Here is a 17,245-nt window from a genome sequence, read left to right on the forward strand (position 1 = left end):
GTGCCAAAAGCCTTTATTACTATAGCTATAAGATAAAACGAGTAAAACTTCCAGGGATTAACAAACCGTGGTCACGATAAGCCAAATTAAAATAATTCATTAATGCTTTTTTGAACCCCGTTTCTGTCGAGTATGAAAAAACACCATTATTAGAATCAAACAACTCAAATTGTTGGTTAGATATACGTTGAACCATAATTATGTGCCCTTCAGAAAGAATTGAACCATCTGACTTTCTTATATACGCCCTTATTAGTGCAGTATCACCCGGGTTTAGCTCCATCACATCATCCTCTAATTTTTTGACTAAATCATGGTGCTCTCCCCTATATCTTACAGTCGGTTCTCTATGATATTTCTGGGTTTTAAATAAAGAAGGCTGAGTTTGTTTTCTCTCTATACTATCAAATACCTTCCCTGAGAAAGAAGCAGGCTTTTTTAAATCCTCTTTTAAGCTAGCAACAACAGAAAATAAGTGTTTTTGTGGGTCAACGCTTTCTTCTAACCGTTGCAAGATCTCTAAAGATAACCCATGACATAAGCCATCAGGGTGTTTTTTCTTTAATAGGTTAGGGAAACTAAATTGATCTAATTTAGCATATCGAAATGCGGTTGTTGCTAAATCGTCTCCTCCTCGATTTACCCTAAACTTTGAATATTTAGCTAATGGATTGAATAATCTTTCTGCCGCAATACCTTCTAATGTATTAATTAAATCTAACCATTTGCCGATAACCTGCACCATCAACCTTGGTGCTTTAGCAAGATTAAGTGATAAATATATTTTTCCAACCATCAAATTTTTCTTTGCCTGCTCTATATCGGCACCACGATCTGAGTTTTCAATTAGCTGCATATCTAAATATATGTTTGCTAATTTTAAAGAAATGCCCGCCATAAATTCAGCGGATATAATCCAAGGTGATGATACCCCTGTAGTTGTTAACATCATGATAACTTCAGCAGACTCAATCAACATTTTCTTGACGTCATTACTTAATTTTGCTGTTTTTTCATATGATGTATAAATAACACCGTTTAGATCAGAAAAATTTTTTTCAACTCCACTTTTTAGTAGCAATCGATAAGGGTCAATCTCAGGCTCAGTTTTAAACTGAATATTGGGGCTTCTTTCAATAAAGGTTAACCTATGCTGCCACTTCTGATTTAGTCGGTTATCTATATGTTTAATATTTTCTAAATTATTTTTGCTAAACCCCTCTTGGTCAATTTTAGTTAAATGCTTATGAATAAATTTAGCTAACTTCTTATTTTCGTGGAATGTACTAGAAATAATAAGGTCATTATCTGGAAGTGAAAAAATTAGGTTATGATGTTCACTTCCAAGAGAAAGTAAACCAGGAACAACTTTACCCTCAAATAAAACGACACTAGGCTTGATTAATCCACTAATAAACCCTTCAATAATATGTTGATAGATCTTAGGTTCTTTTGATAATTGTTGAGATGATTTTGATAAAACATGCAAAATTTTACCATGTACACTGAATTTAAAATCATCAATAAAATCAATATCATCTATTTTTTTAAATGCAGAATTCTCAATTTCTGACATAACTGAGTCCGCAATATTTAATCGGCTTTTTTTATCATTTAATAATTTGAGTAATGTTTCATTCTTCGCATCATTATTTTTACTATTTATTTTTAAAATACTTTGAGAGCCTCCCACATGAATAAAAATAGAACGATCTGCTTCCCCCAACAGAACCTCCCTTAAGCTAAATTCTTTTATTGTACTAGAAAACGAAATACTTCCTTTAAAGTTAGCTCCCTGATAAAAATGAACCTGCCAAACTTTATCGAGATCAGTACAATCAATATTTATGCCATTAACTAATAAACCAGATAATATTAGCTTATCTAACTCTTCTTTAGCATTCTTAACATTATTTTCTAGCTCCAATTCATTTACCTGCGTTACTTTTAATTCAGCAGCTATTCTTTCCATTTGAGTCTCTAGACTAAGTTGCGATTTTAAATCATTTTGAGACATCTCAATACTTGCCGCTGCTTCCATAGAATTAATTTTAGCAGTGAGCAATTTATATTCTTTTCTTGCATTAGCTAGCTTTACTTCTGTGCTATATTTTTCAGAGCTAATATACCTAAAGGCAATTGGGTTACTATTTTTAGGCAATGATTCCAAATGCTGGCTATATTCCTTACATTCTAAATCAATTTTATTTTTTTCTGCATACAAGTAATCTATTTTTTTATAGAACCCCATCCAAGCTGTAGAAAAATTGGGGTTATCAGGGTGAAGTAATAAATTAAGCACAGACAAATTTTCAGTTTCTTTGGTTAACCTTGCTTCCTCCCTAGCGATATGCTGCTTTAATTTTTTTATTTTACCTTCATTGTTTACTAACCTACTATTTTCTCGACCTAAATAGTTTATTGGCTGTCCAAATAATGCTTTAAACCTATGGCTAAAAGCTTTAGCCTCTGCTTCTTTTAACATATTTTTAGACTTATTTATTATTTTTATTCTACGTGACTTGTCCTTTTCAAATCTATTTTTTAATAAGTTAAAATCTAATGGCCAGCCTTTAGCCTCTAACTTAAAAACCAATGAGCCAATATAACTTTTTTTACCTATAAAACCAGTTTCTGTTTCCCTTAAGTGATCTAGGTATGCATTTGTTTTCATATCAAATTTTAGGTTAAGTGATTCGAAAACACTTCGTCTTTTCCTATGAAAATGAATAGTATCATTATAATTTCTTTCACCCCTTTCCATCCCCATCAAATTTGTTGTATTCTCCTCATGACCACTACGATGAATGGCATTATTTTTTTGCAGATCCAATAATAATAAGCTACCAACTATTAACCCCTTGTTACCTTTCAACGATAATTTATGATTAATATTAGGCTGAGTTTGAATTGGAGGTTGAGTTACCTCAATAGCTTCGCGATGGATATGTTTCCCAATATCTAAAATTTCTTTTAATGCCTTATTAGCATCAACCTTCTCGGCTTTTTTTACTATTCTCCCATTTAAGTTTATTCTGTTAGGAAAATGTGTAGTATTAGTTATATTTTTAATTATTAAAGGAAAAGATGAAATTGCATTAGTTATCTTATCAAAAATACTAGTTTCATTACTTCGCAATGAGGGTTTATATGATATTTTATCCATTATCTAACTTTTAAAAATCAGTTAACATTTGGTTTTTACAATACATTATGGATATAAAAATTCTTATATAAAACATCAAAAATATTATATTTTGTATAATCAAACTACAACCCAACCATAGAAAAACCTAAAGTAAATATACTTAAAAATATTTTCTAAGCATAGAAAATCTATCCAAGATATATTTAACACAATCCTAAAAAGACAATCAAATTAAGATTTAAAAATTAAATTTATTTAATATTAATGGTAAAAAACTAAGTTTCACTGTTGTTATTAAGCTATATTTAGATAATCAGATAATATTTTTGACCTGAAGCCTAAAACACTTTAAATTTAAAACTATATCAAAATTAAATATTATCTTTTTAAGAGCTTTGCTTGTTATATCTAATGAATATCGAATAGTTGTGATACATTTCTGTACGTCATTAAGGAGCTAAACAAAATGATACGCTGTGTTCGTATGTGGACGGGAGAAGATGGAAATTCTCTATTTGAAGAAGGAACTCTAGAGCTTGGTCGTGTTCCTAATGCAGATGGTGATAACCAAACTCTTCCTATAGCTGTTAGTGAACTTTCTTTTCGTGAAACCGTTTCAGGCGGATCTTTCGATTGGCATAAGGACCCCGTTCCTCGTTATGTCATCACTCTTACCGGTACTTTAGAGTTTGAAACTAAAGATGGCTCTAAGTTTGTCATTAACCCAGGTGATATTCTGTTAGCGCAAGATAATACTGGGACGGGTCATAAGTGGCGGCTTATTGGTGATGAACCATGGCGTCGTGCTTATGTTGTCTATCAAGAAGATACTCAGCTTTGCTTCACCCCGACTAAAAATTAGAGGTCATAATGGATAAACCTATTGTAGAGAATGTCGATATAGCCCTCATCGGCGCTGGTATTATGAGCGCAACCCTCGCTACATTTCTCAAAGAGTTAGAGCCTTCGTTAACAATTTCTATTTTTGAAAGATTAAACGATTGTGCTCAGGAAAGCTCTCATCCTTGGAATAACGCAGGAACCGGCCATGCGGCAAACTGCGAAATGAACTATACGCCACCTAATCCTGATGGCACTGTAGATATAAGTAAAGCACTTGAGGTTAACACCGAATTCGATTTATCGCGCCAACTATGGTCATACCTTGTCACAAAAGGCAAAATAAAAAACCCTCGCGATTTTATTCACCCTTGCCCACATATGAGTTTCGTTTGGGGTGAAGACAATGTGAAATTTTTACAGCAACGCTTTCGCCAGATGTCCGCTCACCATTGCTACCATAATATGGAGTACAGTGATGACCCCAAGCAGATCGATGACTGGGCTCCATTATTAATGGAAGGGCGTGAAGGCGATGAAAAAATTGCGGTCACTCGTGTCGCGACAGGAGCCGATGTCGATTACGGCGCTCTCACCCACCTATTAATTGCACAACTTAGCGAACAAACCGGTTTTTCTCTTCACTATAAGCATGAAGTCATTGATGTTAAACAAACAAAAGATGGCCGCTGGAATGTAGAAGTAAAAAATTTAATTACTCATGAAAAACAAGTTACTTCGGCAAAATTTGTTTTTGTAGGAGCCGGTGGGCGTGCTATTGAATTATTACAGAAATCAGGCATCCCCGAAGGTAAAGGGTTTGGTGGTTTCCCTGTCAGTGGTATCTGGCTACGTTGTGATAACGAACAAATTGCAGGGCGCCATCATGCTAAAGTTTATGGGAAAGCGGATAAAGGCTCGCCACCAATGTCAGTACCTCATTTGGATACCCGTATAATTGGGGGTAAACGTTCATTATTATTCGGGCCCTATGCAGGCTTTTCTAGTAAGTTTTTAAAACATGGTTCTTATCTCGATTTATTTGAATCGGTTCATCTCAATAATATCGAACCCATGTTAGCGGTCGCCAAAGATAACTGGTCACTTGCTGAATATTTGGTGGGGCAAGTGCTACAAACTTCTGCTCACCAGTTTGCCATGTTGCAAAAATTCTACCCTGATGCTCAACATGAAGATTGGAAAGAAGTCGTTGCAGGGCAACGAGTGCAAATTATAAAACCAGATCACGATAAGAAAGGGGTTTTAGAATTCGGTACTGAACTAATTACCAGTGCAGATAAATCCTTCTCTGTATTAATGGGGGCTTCTCCGGGGGCGTCAACGGCTGCTTTTATTGCGATAAACGTACTAAAAACCTGTTTCGATGAGCAACTTAAAGCAGAGGGATGGGAAACACGCTTAAAACAAATTATTCCAACTTATGGGGTTGATTTAAAACAAGATGCAAAAGCCTGTTTAGATATCCGGGCAGCAACGGCTAAAGTACTGCAATTAGACAACTAGCACTCCGAATAGTTGGCACTTGAATGTTTAAGCGCCAACTATTGGTTTTAATTATCTAGAATAAAATAACACGAAAACCTGGGTTTAAAAATGATTCCCTTGGCGTGTAATCCAATACTTTCCCATGCCAATCAACCACTTTCGCACCCGCACCAATAGCCACAGCATGACCTGCCGCAGTATCCCAAATATTGGTTGGCCCAAAGCGTGGATAAAGCTGCGCCTTGCCTTCTGCAACTAAACAAAACTTTAATGAGGAACCAATTTCCACCGTAGTGTGTTCGCCCATTTGGGTTAAATAATCCATCAGTTCGCTATCTTGATGGGAACGGCTGATCACAATGACAGGGGGTTTCATATCCTGAACATGAATACGCTGTTTATGACCACCTTCTTCTTTCCATGCTTGGCTCCCCTCTGCGTAATATAACAGCCCTTTCGCGGGGGCATACACAACCCCCATCACAGGCACTCCATTTTCAATCAATGCAATATTAACGGTAAAGTCCCCATTGCGATTGATAAATTCTTTTGTGCCATCAAGTGGGTCTATTAGCCAATAGCGTTGCCAATGTTGACGAACTGACCAGTCAACAAGGTCTTCTTCCGAAAGTTGTGGAATATCTGGAGCAATACGAGTGAGCCCTGCTGCAATGACTTTATGAGCTGCAATATCCGCTTCTGTTACAGGGGAATTATCACTTTTATGTTCAACCTGCAAAGGCTCTTGTGCATTGTAGGTTTCCATAATGGCATAGCCTGCTTCTTGAGCTAGTTCACAAATTTGTTGTAGCATTTTAATCACCTCTCAATCACCCTTTACAGCAAGATTAGCAAGCGTGAAAAGTTTACGCTATAAAAAAAGCCTCACCGTTGAACCAACAATGAGGCATTTATCTAAAAATTAAGCAAATTTACTTAAATTATAAGATTTCCAATAATTCTACTTCAAACACTAATGTGCTAAATGGAGGGATAGAAGCACCCGCACCGCGCTCACCATATGCTAATTGATGAGGGATATACAACTCCCATTTAGACCCTACAGGCATCAGTGTTAATGCCTCAATCCACCCAGGGATCACGCCACTCACTGGGAATTCTGCTGGCTGACCACGTTGAACTGAACTATCAAATACTGAGCCATCAATTAAACGACCCGTATAGTGAACACGAACACGGTCTGTGCGTGAAGGAATAGCACCATCACCTTGGTTAATTACTGAGAATTGCAAACCAGATTCAGTGGTTGAAACACCCTCACGTTTTTGGTTCTCATCAAGGAACTGTTGGCCTTCTTCTGCTAATGCAGCCTGACGTGCAACACGAACAGCATCGGCGCGTTCATGAACTTCACGCAGTGCTTTATGTAGTGTTTCAACAGGCACTGATGGCATATTGCCTTCTAAAGCATCAACAAGCCCTGCCAAAATCGCATTTGGCACTAAACCTTCTAAGCCTGACTCTAATAATTGCTGCCCAACTTGTAGACCAATGCCATAACTCGCTTGTGCTTCTACTGAATCGAAATTTTGGTTTGCCATGAAAACACCCATATGGTTTTGAGAAAAAAGCAAGGATAGCAGCCTGACACTTATGGGTAAACCCAAACAATCGATCTAAATAATAAAAGCAGCTGATTAGCGATAAATTAACTCAGTGTTCTCTGAAAAATCGAGTCAGGCCCTTAAAATACAATAAAATGGTGTTAATATCGTGGAAATATGAACAAATTTACTCATTGCCTCATCAAGGAGGAGTGATGTTTAAACTTTCAAAATTTCACCGCTATGGTATTGCTACTTTAGTTCTCATTGTCGTGGTAGCCCTACTTTGGCCCGCGGAAGATAAACCGTTAAACACAACTGCACAGAATCAACCTATTGTGGTCCCACCGCCAACCACACCTGATATTACACCTGACCCAGTCATCCCCTCTCCAACCCAAGAACCTGAAACCCAAGGAGAAAGCGCACCACAATCGTTACCCTCAGAGCCCGAAATAGTGCCTGAACCCATTGACCCTGCACCGGTTGATCCACCAACGGCAACCACGCAACCGCCAAGTGAAGAACCTAATACGGTGAGCCCATCAGCCAATAAATGGCAGAATTATCGCGTACAAAAAGGCAAAACACTCGCCCAACTATTTCGTGATAATAACCTGCAAGCCAATGATGCCTTTACCATGGCTCGCGTTGAAGGCGCAGAAAAGCCATTAAGTAATTTGCGCCAAGGGCAAAAAATTCGTTTGAAAGCAAATGCAAAAGGCGAAGTCCAACTATTGGAAATTACCGCATCTGATGGGAAAACTTATAGCTTTGCTAGGTTAAGTGACGGTGGCTATTACCGTACGCCATAGTAAATAACGATGGGCAGCTTAATTCACTGTCATTAAGCTGCCCGATAAGCGACATCCAACCACTATTTCCCTCTAACCTACCTGCTTTTGCTGTATAATTAAAGTTCTTTCAACCTAAAATATACACATTAACAAATTATTATGCTAAAAAATAAATGGGTTAAACTTTTTTTGGGGCTTTTTTTCCTATTGTTAGCCATCATTATTGGTTATATTTCTTGGATTAAACTCAATGCTAATGCACTCTGGAATATCATTAATAGCCAATGCATTCCCCAACAACAAACTCACTCAATCACTCCCCCTTGCCTAAAAGTCGATACGGAAAATCAGTATGTGTTATTTAAAGACAAAAAAGGGCCATTACATAACTTAGTTATCCCTACCAGTAAGGTTAAAGGGATTGAAGCAAAACAATTAATAACGGTAAATGTGCCTAACTATTTCGCTTTAGCTTGGCAAGAACGAGCCAGTTTATTGCAACAATCAAAAAAAGAGATCCCTGATGATTTATTAGCTATTGCCGTTAATTCGCAATATGGGCGTTCACAAGACCAATTACATATTCACCTTGCCTGTTTAAAACAAGAAGTCCACCAGAAACTAAACCAATTTTCGTCAACGATAACAACAGACTGGGCTTTTCTACCAACTGAGCTCGTTGGCCATCATTACTTAGCAAAAAAACTTCAATCTGAATTTAACGATGCAAAAAATCCATTCAATCAACTGTATGATTATGTTGTGAAACATCACGACGAGATGGGAAATTATGGTTTAGCAATGGTACAGCTGAAAGATGGCTCAAAGGTGTTGCTAGCAAATCGGTTGGATATCACGGAGTTGAATTTAGGTTCAGCGGGGGAAATACTCGACTACCAATGTTTAGCAAATCAATAAAGTTTAGCGTTTAAATACATTAAAGCTAATTCCAATGAATTACTTAGAATATAGGTTATAGGGAAATAGATCCCCTAGAAAGCAAAAAACACCGGGCTATGCCGGTGTTTTTTATTGCACCACTGATAAATCAACAGTGCATACCATCATTTTTGATTACTCAGCAACGATGATAACGTTCAGCTCTGCGAAAACATCGCTGTGTAACTGGAAGTGAACTTCGTGGTCACCAGTAGTACGCAGAACGCCGTTTGGTAGGCGAACTTCGCTTTTCGCGATTGCAACGCCAGCTGCAGTAACTGCATCAGCGATATCACGAGTACCGATTGAACCGAACAGTTTACCTTCGTCACCAGCTTTAGAAGCTAAAGTTACAGAACCCAGCGCAGTAACTGCTGCTGCACGAGCCTGTGCTGCTGCTAGAACGTCAGCTAATTTAGCTTCCAGTTCAGCGCGGCGAGCTTCGAAGAATTCGATGTTTTTCTTAGTTGCAGGAACAGCTTTGCCCTGTGGAACTAAGAAGTTACGAGCATAGCCCGATTTAACGTTAACCTGATCACCTAGGCTACCTAGGTTAGCTACTTTATCAAGCAGAATAACTTGCATTACCTTATCCTCTTAAGTCGTTAATGGACTGTACCAATTACTGATGACGATCAGTATATGGTAACAGAGACAGGTAGCGAGCGCGCTTGATAGCACGAGCGAGCTGACGCTGATATTTTGCACGAGTACCGGTAATACGGCTTGGTACAATTTTACCACTTTCAGTGATGTAGTTTTTCAGCGTTGCGATATCTTTATAGTCGATCTCTTGAACGCCTTCCGCTGTGAAACGGCAGAACTTGCGACGACGGAAATAACGTGCCATATGGCTAGTCTCCAGAATCTATCAAATCAATCTGCTCGGCATGGAGGACTATCTTGCTAATTCCATTGCGCCCTTGATGAGTGCTAATGAAACCGCTTACTGTAATCCAACTGCCGACCGTTATACTGTGAGTATGGGCTTGTAAGGTTTGTCCGCTGGCGATAATGGGCATTCTGCACCATGCTTGCCTTGACAACCCCGCTTCCTGTTGCTTCGAACGATGTTCTAAAACAAACTGGCAGTGAGGAATGCCTGACGGACTCACTTTTCGAATCAATGCTTTACAGACTATGCCTGTGAGCACTAAACGATTGGTGGTCACCTGCGCAATTACTCTTCAGAATCCCCAGCTTCTTCAGCTTCTTCTTCCTGATATTCATCAGATAGGTCACGGCCACGACGTTCGTCTTTAGCTTTAACCATTGGAGAAGCTTCTGTTACTGCGTGTTTTAAGCGCATAACCATGCTGCGGATAACGGCATCGTTGAAGCGGAAGTTAGTTTCCAGCTCATCAATCGCTTCCTGTGGAGCTTCTACGTTCAGAAGAACATAGTGAGCTTTGTGCAGTTTGTTGATTGGGTAAGCCAGTTGACGACGGCCCCAGTCTTCCAGACGGTGGATCTGACCTTGTGCGTTAGTGATAACAGCACTGTAACGCTCGATCATGCCCGGAACCTGTTCGCTTTGGTCAGGATGGACCATAAAAACGATTTCGTAATGACGCATTAGTAGTTGCTCCTTACGGATTATTAGCCTCCTGTCTGGGTTAACCGCGGCCCGCGGAGGCAAGGAACTTATTGAGTGCGGCTAAAAAATTGACGCGTAACTATACCCATCCCTGAGATAAAACTCAAGTGATGGATGCAGTTATTACCATAATATTTATTTGCTAACACCCGCCAGACGTTGGCGAACGGCTTCAAACAAGCAAACCCCTGTTGCAACGGAGACATTCAGTGACGAAACTGAACCTGCCATCGGGATACTGATTAGCTCATCACAATGTTCCCGAGTTAAACGGCGCATACCTTCGCCCTCGGCTCCCATCACTAGAGCAATAGCCCCCGTTAGCTTGCTTTGATACAAGTTATGGTCAGTTTCTCCCGCTGTCCCCACAATCCAAACATTGTACTCTTGTAACAAGCGCAAGGTTCTTGCCAAATTTGTAACTCGGATAAGCGGTACATTTTCAGCCGCTCCACAAGCAACTTTTTTGGCTATTGCATTCAATTGAGCAGACTTATCTTTCGGAACAATAACTGCATGAACACCAGCCGCATCCGCACTACGTAAACAAGCCCCTAAGTTATGAGGGTCTGTCACGCCATCGAGTACCAATAAGAATGGCGACTCAGTATTGTCGAGTAAGTCGGGCAAGTCACCTTCTTGATACTGCTTACCCGGCAACACTTTCGCAATAATACCTTGGTGAACCGCCCCTTCAGTTTTCCCATCCATCCACTGACGATTGGCAACTTGAACGACAACACCTAAGGCTTCGATTTCACGCACGAGTGGCATTAATCGACGGTCTTCGCGGCCTTTCAGAATATACACTTCTTTAATGCGTTGCGGTGAACGCTCAAGTAAGGCTTTCACAGAGTGAATGCCATAAATCATTTCGCTCATAAATTTCTTATGTATTGATAAAAATGTAAAAGTGGCGCGTTTACGCCACTTTCGTTAATTAACAAAGTATTACAGCTAAGAAAGACCTATCCATCTTGTTTTGGTATTTTCTTTGCAACACGTTTTGCTTTTAATTTAGCCGTAATTTTCTTGGTTTTATCGGAAGGTTTTTTACTCTTTCCTTTACCTTTCACATCTGGCTTAGCATCACCTTTTTTGGCTTTTTTCTCAGAACGACGGAATGCAGAATCAGGCTCGAAGTTTTTCTCTTTGCTTGCATCCCCTTTTTTACGGGTTGAACGCGTCGCATTTTTGACATCTTTCTTCATTCTGTCCCGAGTCGTTTTACCAGGGTTTTTAGCCTTGCGAGTTGTTGAAATCAAAGCAAAATCAATTGTACGCTCATCCATGTGCACGGCTTCAACACGGATTTCCACTTCATCACCAAGACGATAGGTCGTACCCGATGACTCACCAATTAAACGTTGACCAATAGCATCGTAACGATAGTAATCGTTATCCAAGGTAGAAATATGCACTAAGCCATCAATAAATAAATCATTCAGACGAACAAAGAAACCAAAACCGGTCACGCTGGTAATTAACCCTGTGAAAACTTGACCAACTTGATCCTGCATAAAGTCACATTTCAGCCAGTCTGCGACGTCACGAGTTGCTTCATCAGCACGGCGCTCAGTCATTGAACAATGCTCACCTAATTGTAGCATACTGTCCATATCAGAATGCCAGCCACCCGTTTCAGTCCAACGTTTATCCGAATGACCGTGCTCTTTAGCCAGCAAATACTTGATACCACGGTGTAATGTTAAATCCGGGTATCGGCGTATTGGCGACGTAAAGTGGGCGTACGATTTTAAACCTAAACCAAAGTGACCGCGATTTTCTGGGTCATAAATAGCTTGTTTCATTGAACGCAGGATCATAGTTTGCAGCAATTCATGATCAGGGCGCTCTGCCACTTCATTCATGACCTGAGCATAGTCTTTTGGCTCAGGTTTCATTCCGCCGGGTAAAGTTAAACCTAATTCACTGAAAACAGAGCGTAAATTCATCACGCTCTCTTCTTTCGGGCGATCATGCACGCGATATAACGCGGGCTCTTCGTTTTTCTCAACAAACCGAGCTGCCGCAATATTAGCTAAAATCATGCACTCTTCAATCAATTTGTGTGCATCATTACGCTCAACCGGCTCGATACTTTCAATGCGGCGTTCAGCATTAAAAATAAATTTCGCTTCTTCAGATTCAAAAGAAATCGCACCACGCTCAATACGTGCGGAATCTAATGCTTTATATAGTTGGTGCAAATGCTCAATATGTGGCACAAGTGCTTTATAGTGTTCACGTAGCTCTTCATCACCTTCTAAGATTTTCCATACTTTTGTATAAGTTAACCTTGCATGAGAGCTCATAACAGCTTCATAAAATTTGTATGAAGACAGTTTTCCTGATGCAGACACCGTCATTTCGCACACCATACACAAGCGGTCAACACCTGGGTTTAATGAGCACAGACCATTTGATAGCACCTCAGGCAGCATAGGGACTACTTGAGATGGGAAGTATACCGAATTACCGCGGCTACGCGCTTCGGTGTCTAGAGCTGTCTGCGGACGAACATAGTAACTAACATCCGCAATTGCGACCCATAAGCGCCAACCTCCGCCTTTCTTCGGTGCACAATAAACGGCATCATCAAAGTCGCGGGCATCTTCACCATCAATTGTCACTAAAGGCAAGTCGCGTAAATCAACGCGCCCTTTTTTGGCTGACTCAGGGACATGTTCACTGAGGTCAGCAACTTGTTTTTCAACTTGAGGTGGCCAAGAATGTGGAATTTCATGGGTGCGTAATGCGATTTCAACCGCCATTCCGGTTCCCATCGTTTCACCCAGTACTTCAATAATATTACCGACAGCTTGAGAACGGCGTTGTGGACGAGTGACTAACTCAACAACTACAACATTCCCCATACGAGCGCCATTAATTTTGTCTTTAGGGACCAAAATATCAAAACTAAGGCGGCTATCATCAGGTACAACAAACCCCATGCCTGACTCAATAAAATAACGGCCAACAATTTGGTTATTACGGGGTTCTAACACGCGGACAACACGGACTTCCGTGCGCCCTTTGCGATCTTGCCCATAAGGTTGAGCCAAAATGATATCGCCATGCAAAGCGCGTTTCATTTCATCTTGAGACAAATAATAGTCTTCTTTTTTACCATCAACGCGTAAGAAGCCATAACCATCACGGTGGCCGATTACCTTTCCTTTTAATAAATCTAGGCGTTCTGGCAACGCATAGCACTGGCGGCGTGTAAAGACCAGTTGACCATCACGCTCCATCGCTCTTAACCGGCGACGTAAAGCTTCTAGTTCATCTTCAGTTGATAAGTTCAATAATTGTGCGATTTCTTCGCGTTTGGCAGGAGCTGTACGTTTAGAGATAAGGTCAAGAATATATTCTCGACTTGGAATTGGTGACTCGTATTTTTCTGCTTCTCTTTCCTGAAAAGGATCTTGTGACATCGTTACCTCCGTTGTCATCAGAATTCATAACTACTGCGAATATTAATCAAGCAGTAATTGATAGAGCGGGCTGTTATCTTTTACCATGTCCGCCAGCGTATATTGATCAAGTTCTTGTAAAAACTGCTGTATTGCTTGGTGTAATACACCTTTCAAACGACACGCAGGTGTTATGTGGCAAAATTCACCACTACAATTAACAAGTGTTAGGGGCTCTAATGCCCTAACCACATCCCCTATACGAATAGATTCAGCTGGTTGCCCAAGTGTAATCCCGCCATTTTTACCTCGGGTGGCTTTTATATAACCTAGGTGACTGAGTTGATTAATAATTTTCACCATATGGTTACGAGATACACCATAAACTTCGGTGACCTCTGTAATACTGGTCATCTTCCCCTCACCGAGAGAAGCCAGATAAATCAGAGCTCGTAATCCATAGTCTGTAAAACTCGTTAGTTGCACAATCACCTCAAAATTTTGGCTTTAACGCATTTGGCCACAAAGCGATTAGTCTAAAAAAGCTTTTGGCCTAAAAAATGTGACTTACCTTAAAATGCATATTTTCTATTTTACTCCCAGAAACGTTACTTTCTGCATAAAATAGAGCACGTAAGTAAATTATATAGACTTAAATACAGTTTAGCGTATTACCCAAATCAAATATGCACTTAATTGCACAAAATACATACAGAAGATTCAATTTTATCAATCATTATGCGGATATTATGTGAAATTTGGAATGCTTTATCAAAGAAGATACATCACAAGGCAGGAAATGTGGATAAGGCAGTAAAAAAACAGCGCCTGTATTAGGCGCTGTCAGTGTTATTACTCAACGTCAAATGGGTCACGTAAGATCATTGTTTCTGAACGATCTGGACCGGTTGAAATAATATCAACTGGAATACCGGTTAAGTCTTCAACACGTTTAATGTAATTCAAAGCAGCTTGTGGCAGTAATTCTCTTTGTTTCACACCAAAAGTTGTTTCTTTCCAACCCGGCATTGATTCATAAACTGGCTCTAAACCATCCCACTCGTCTGCCGCCAAAGGCGTAGTTTCAAGTATTTGGCCATCTGGACGACGGTAACCGACACAAAGTTTAACTTCTTCTAAACCGTCTAACACGTCCAGTTTAGTCATACAGAAGCCTGACAATGAGTTGATCTGTACCGCACGGTTAATAGCAACGATATCTAACCAACCTGTACGACGTTTACGACCTGTAGTCGCACCAAATTCTTGGCCTTTCTCACGCAGGAAGTCACCCACTTCATCAAATAGTTCAGTTGGGAATGGACCAGCACCAACACGTGTAGAGTAAGCTTTAATGATACCCAGTACGTAGTTAACATAGCGCGGACCTAAGCCTGAACCTGTCGCAACACCACCAGCCGTTGTATTTGAAGACGTCACATAAGGGTAAGTACCGTGGTCGATATCCAGTAATGTACCTTGCGCACCTTCAAACATCACTAATTCATTCTTCTGATTGGCTTTATAGAGCAGATCAGAAACATCAATTACCATGCCAGTCAAGATGTCAGCAACAGCCATAATATCATCTAACGTTTTCTGGTAATCAACAGCAGGTTCTTTATAGTAATGAACCAGTTGGAAATTATGATATTCAACGATTTCTTTTAATTTTTCTGCAAACGTTGCTTTATCAAACAAATCACCAACACGTAAACCGCGACGTGCAACTTTATCTTCATAAGCAGGACCAATACCACGACCCGTTGTACCGATCGCTTTAGAACCGCGTGCTTTTTCGCGCGCATTATCTAATGCAATATGATAAGGCAGGATCAGTGGGCAGGCTTCAGAAAGACGTAAGCGTTCTCGAACAGGAACACCGCGGTCTTCCAATTCTTTCATTTCTTTCATTAATGCATCTGGCGCTAGAACTACACCATTAGCAATAATACTGATGACATTTTCACGAAGAATACCGGATGGAATTAAGTGGAGAACGGTTTTTTCACCGTTTACAACAAGAGTATGGCCAGCATTATGGCCGCCCTGATAGCGAACTACATATTTAGCACGCTCTGTCAGCAAGTCAACGATCTTGCCCTTCCCTTCGTCACCCCATTGGGTGCCCAGTACGACAACGTTCTTACCCATTTTGAAATACACTCGGTTGCTTAAAAATGAATTCTACCATCAAAAATGAACTGTTCCAGTGATATTTTGGCATTACAAAAATTTTTTTCTGGAAAGCAAGTAAAATGGTATTTTTATTTCTGCCGTAAACTCAAAGTGAATATCATCAGTTGAGCAGCTTAAATTTTCCCTGAAAAATCCTACACTTAAAACGACAGGCGAAAAAAAGCCCACCGAAGCGGGCTTTTCTTTAATAGCTTAACAGTTATTTTGCTAGGTTGCACGCAACTTAGCTTATTTATTAATCTGTCGCGCGAAGCTTAGTAGGTGCTTTCATAAAGCGGAAGAAATCGGTATCAGGACTCATTACCATCACGTCTTCACCACTCTTGAAGCTTTGCTCATAAGCACGCAAGCTACGAATAAATGCATAGAACTCTGGGTCTTGGTTGAATGCATCAGCAAACAGTTTCGTTGCCATTGCATCGCCTTCACCTCGATAAGTCAGAGCAGTACGTTCAGCTTCTGCTAGGGTTTCAGTTACAGTTTTATCTGCAACTGCACGAATTTTAGTCGCTTCTTCCTGGCCTTGTGAACGATGCTGACGAGCTACCGCTTCACGCTCTGCACGCATACGAGCATAGATAGCTTCAGAAACTTCATTTGGCAGTTCAATACGTTTAATACGTACGTCAACGACTTCAATACCTAATGCAGCCATACTATTTGCATTAACAACCAGTGGCTTCAGGTTAGTTTCTTCTTCTACACGTTTTGCTGCATCAGCAATCGCTGCATCCGCATCTTTCGTTGCTTCGTCTGTAGCAGAACCTTTATTCAGTGCATCACGGACATCAATAGTTAAACGACCACGAGAGTCTGTAATGATATCTTTAACGCTTAAACGACCAAACTCAGAACGTAAACGGTCACTAAACTTACGTTTTAATAGTGTTTCTGCTTGATATGGGTTACCGCCACCCGTCGCTACATAGTAACGGCTGAAATCAGTAACGCGCCATTTCAGGTATGAATCCACCATTAAATCTTTGTTTTCACTCGTCAAATAACGGTCAGCTTGAATTTCCAGCGTCTGAATACGTGCGTCTAACATTTTAACCGTTTCAATAAATGGCACTTTAAAATGTAGACCCGGCTCATAAATGATCGGCTTGTTTTCGGAGTCACGCAGAACCTTACCAAAACGCAAAACAATACCGCGATCCGTTTGAGGCACAATAAAGATAGATGCGTATGCAACTGCCAAAATGGCAATAACGATAACAATTAGCGATTTACGCATG

16 protein-coding genes are annotated in these 17,245 nt (G+C 40.1%); 4 read left to right on the forward strand and 12 right to left on the reverse strand.

Translation table 11 applies throughout. The features are described 5' to 3' along the window. Positions 1–25 precede the first annotated feature (25 nt). Positions 26–3,166 carry a hypothetical protein gene (locus RB151_RS20555; RefSeq protein ID WP_071548701.1) on the reverse strand — a complete coding sequence of 1,047 codons (3,141 nt, stop codon included), beginning with the start codon at positions 3,164–3,166 and terminating at the stop codon, positions 26–28. A 448-nt stretch (positions 3,167–3,614) separates the two neighbouring features. Between RB151_RS20555 and RB151_RS20560 the strand changes: the two genes are divergently transcribed. Both RB151_RS20560 and mqo read left to right on the forward strand, forming a co-directional pair. After that, positions 3,615–4,010 (forward strand): cupin domain-containing protein, encoded by a 396-nt coding sequence (locus RB151_RS20560; protein WP_042845785.1) that lies wholly within the window; start codon positions 3,615–3,617, stop codon positions 4,008–4,010. Positions 4,011–4,018: 8 nt separating this feature from the next. Further along, on the forward strand, positions 4,019–5,512 hold the full coding sequence (gene mqo, locus RB151_RS20565; RefSeq protein ID WP_042845787.1) for a malate dehydrogenase (quinone): 1,494 nt from the start codon (positions 4,019–4,021) through the stop codon (positions 5,510–5,512). Between the two features lie 55 nt (positions 5,513–5,567). Here mqo and cysQ read toward each other — a convergent pair whose 3' ends face one another. Further along, positions 5,568–6,308, reverse strand: coding sequence for a 3'(2'),5'-bisphosphate nucleotidase CysQ (gene cysQ / locus RB151_RS20570; RefSeq protein WP_042845789.1), 741 nt, complete (start codon positions 6,306–6,308; stop codon positions 5,568–5,570). Positions 6,309–6,435: 127 nt separating this feature from the next. Continuing rightward, positions 6,436–7,056, reverse strand: a complete 621-nt coding sequence (locus RB151_RS20575; protein WP_042845791.1) for a peptidylprolyl isomerase — start codon at positions 7,054–7,056, stop codon at positions 6,436–6,438. Between the two features lie 218 nt (positions 7,057–7,274). On the opposite strand from RB151_RS20575, the gene RB151_RS20580 reads away from it, so the two are divergent. Both RB151_RS20580 and RB151_RS20585 read left to right on the forward strand, forming a co-directional pair. Next, positions 7,275–7,874, forward strand: a complete 600-nt coding sequence (locus tag RB151_RS20580) for a LysM-like peptidoglycan-binding domain-containing protein (RefSeq protein ID WP_042845792.1) — start codon at positions 7,275–7,277, stop codon at positions 7,872–7,874. Positions 7,875–8,015: 141 nt separating this feature from the next. Next, a complete protein-coding gene (locus tag RB151_RS20585; RefSeq protein WP_071548702.1) occupies positions 8,016–8,774 on the forward strand; it encodes a CDP-diacylglycerol diphosphatase in 759 nt (252 codons plus the stop codon). Between the two features lie 156 nt (positions 8,775–8,930). On the opposite strand, the gene rplI is transcribed toward RB151_RS20585, so the two are convergent. The 9 genes from rplI to hflC all read right to left on the reverse strand — a co-directional run bounded on the left by rplI (position 8,931) and on the right by hflC (position 17,244). Then, complete coding sequence (gene rplI / locus RB151_RS20590) at positions 8,931–9,380, reverse strand: 50S ribosomal protein L9 (protein WP_042845797.1); 450 nt, start codon at positions 9,378–9,380, stop codon at positions 8,931–8,933. Between the two features lie 37 nt (positions 9,381–9,417). Beyond that, complete coding sequence (gene rpsR, locus RB151_RS20595; protein ID WP_000135199.1) at positions 9,418–9,645, reverse strand: 30S ribosomal protein S18; 228 nt, start codon at positions 9,643–9,645, stop codon at positions 9,418–9,420. Between the two features lie 4 nt (positions 9,646–9,649). Further along, positions 9,650–9,967, reverse strand: coding sequence for a primosomal replication protein N (priB, locus tag RB151_RS20600; RefSeq protein ID WP_042845802.1), 318 nt, complete (start codon positions 9,965–9,967; stop codon positions 9,650–9,652). Positions 9,968–9,975: 8 nt separating this feature from the next. Beyond that, complete coding sequence (gene rpsF, locus RB151_RS20605) at positions 9,976–10,371, reverse strand: 30S ribosomal protein S6 (protein ID WP_042845804.1); 396 nt, start codon at positions 10,369–10,371, stop codon at positions 9,976–9,978. 156 nt (positions 10,372–10,527) lie between these two features. Then, positions 10,528–11,274: a 23S rRNA (guanosine(2251)-2'-O)-methyltransferase RlmB gene (rlmB, locus tag RB151_RS20610; RefSeq protein WP_071548703.1), complete on the reverse strand. Its 747-nt coding sequence runs from the start codon at positions 11,272–11,274 to the stop codon at positions 10,528–10,530. Positions 11,275–11,360: 86 nt separating this feature from the next. Next, positions 11,361–13,829 carry a ribonuclease R gene (gene rnr, locus RB151_RS20615; RefSeq protein ID WP_042845806.1) on the reverse strand — a complete coding sequence of 823 codons (2,469 nt, stop codon included), beginning with the start codon at positions 13,827–13,829 and terminating at the stop codon, positions 11,361–11,363. Between the two features lie 42 nt (positions 13,830–13,871). After that, positions 13,872–14,294: a nitric oxide-sensing transcriptional repressor NsrR gene (gene nsrR / locus RB151_RS20620; protein ID WP_004907407.1), complete on the reverse strand. Its 423-nt coding sequence runs from the start codon at positions 14,292–14,294 to the stop codon at positions 13,872–13,874. Between the two features lie 366 nt (positions 14,295–14,660). Further along, positions 14,661–15,962, reverse strand: coding sequence for an adenylosuccinate synthase (locus RB151_RS20625; protein ID WP_042845810.1), 1,302 nt, complete (start codon positions 15,960–15,962; stop codon positions 14,661–14,663). A 280-nt stretch (positions 15,963–16,242) separates the two neighbouring features. Next, positions 16,243–17,244 carry a protease modulator HflC gene (gene hflC / locus RB151_RS20630; protein ID WP_042845811.1) on the reverse strand — a complete coding sequence of 334 codons (1,002 nt, stop codon included), beginning with the start codon at positions 17,242–17,244 and terminating at the stop codon, positions 16,243–16,245. Between the last annotated feature and the right edge of the window lies 1 nt (position 17,245).

This window comes from Providencia rettgeri, from assembly GCF_001874625.1.
Taxonomy (GTDB): Bacteria; Pseudomonadota; Gammaproteobacteria; order Enterobacterales; family Enterobacteriaceae; genus Providencia; species Providencia huashanensis.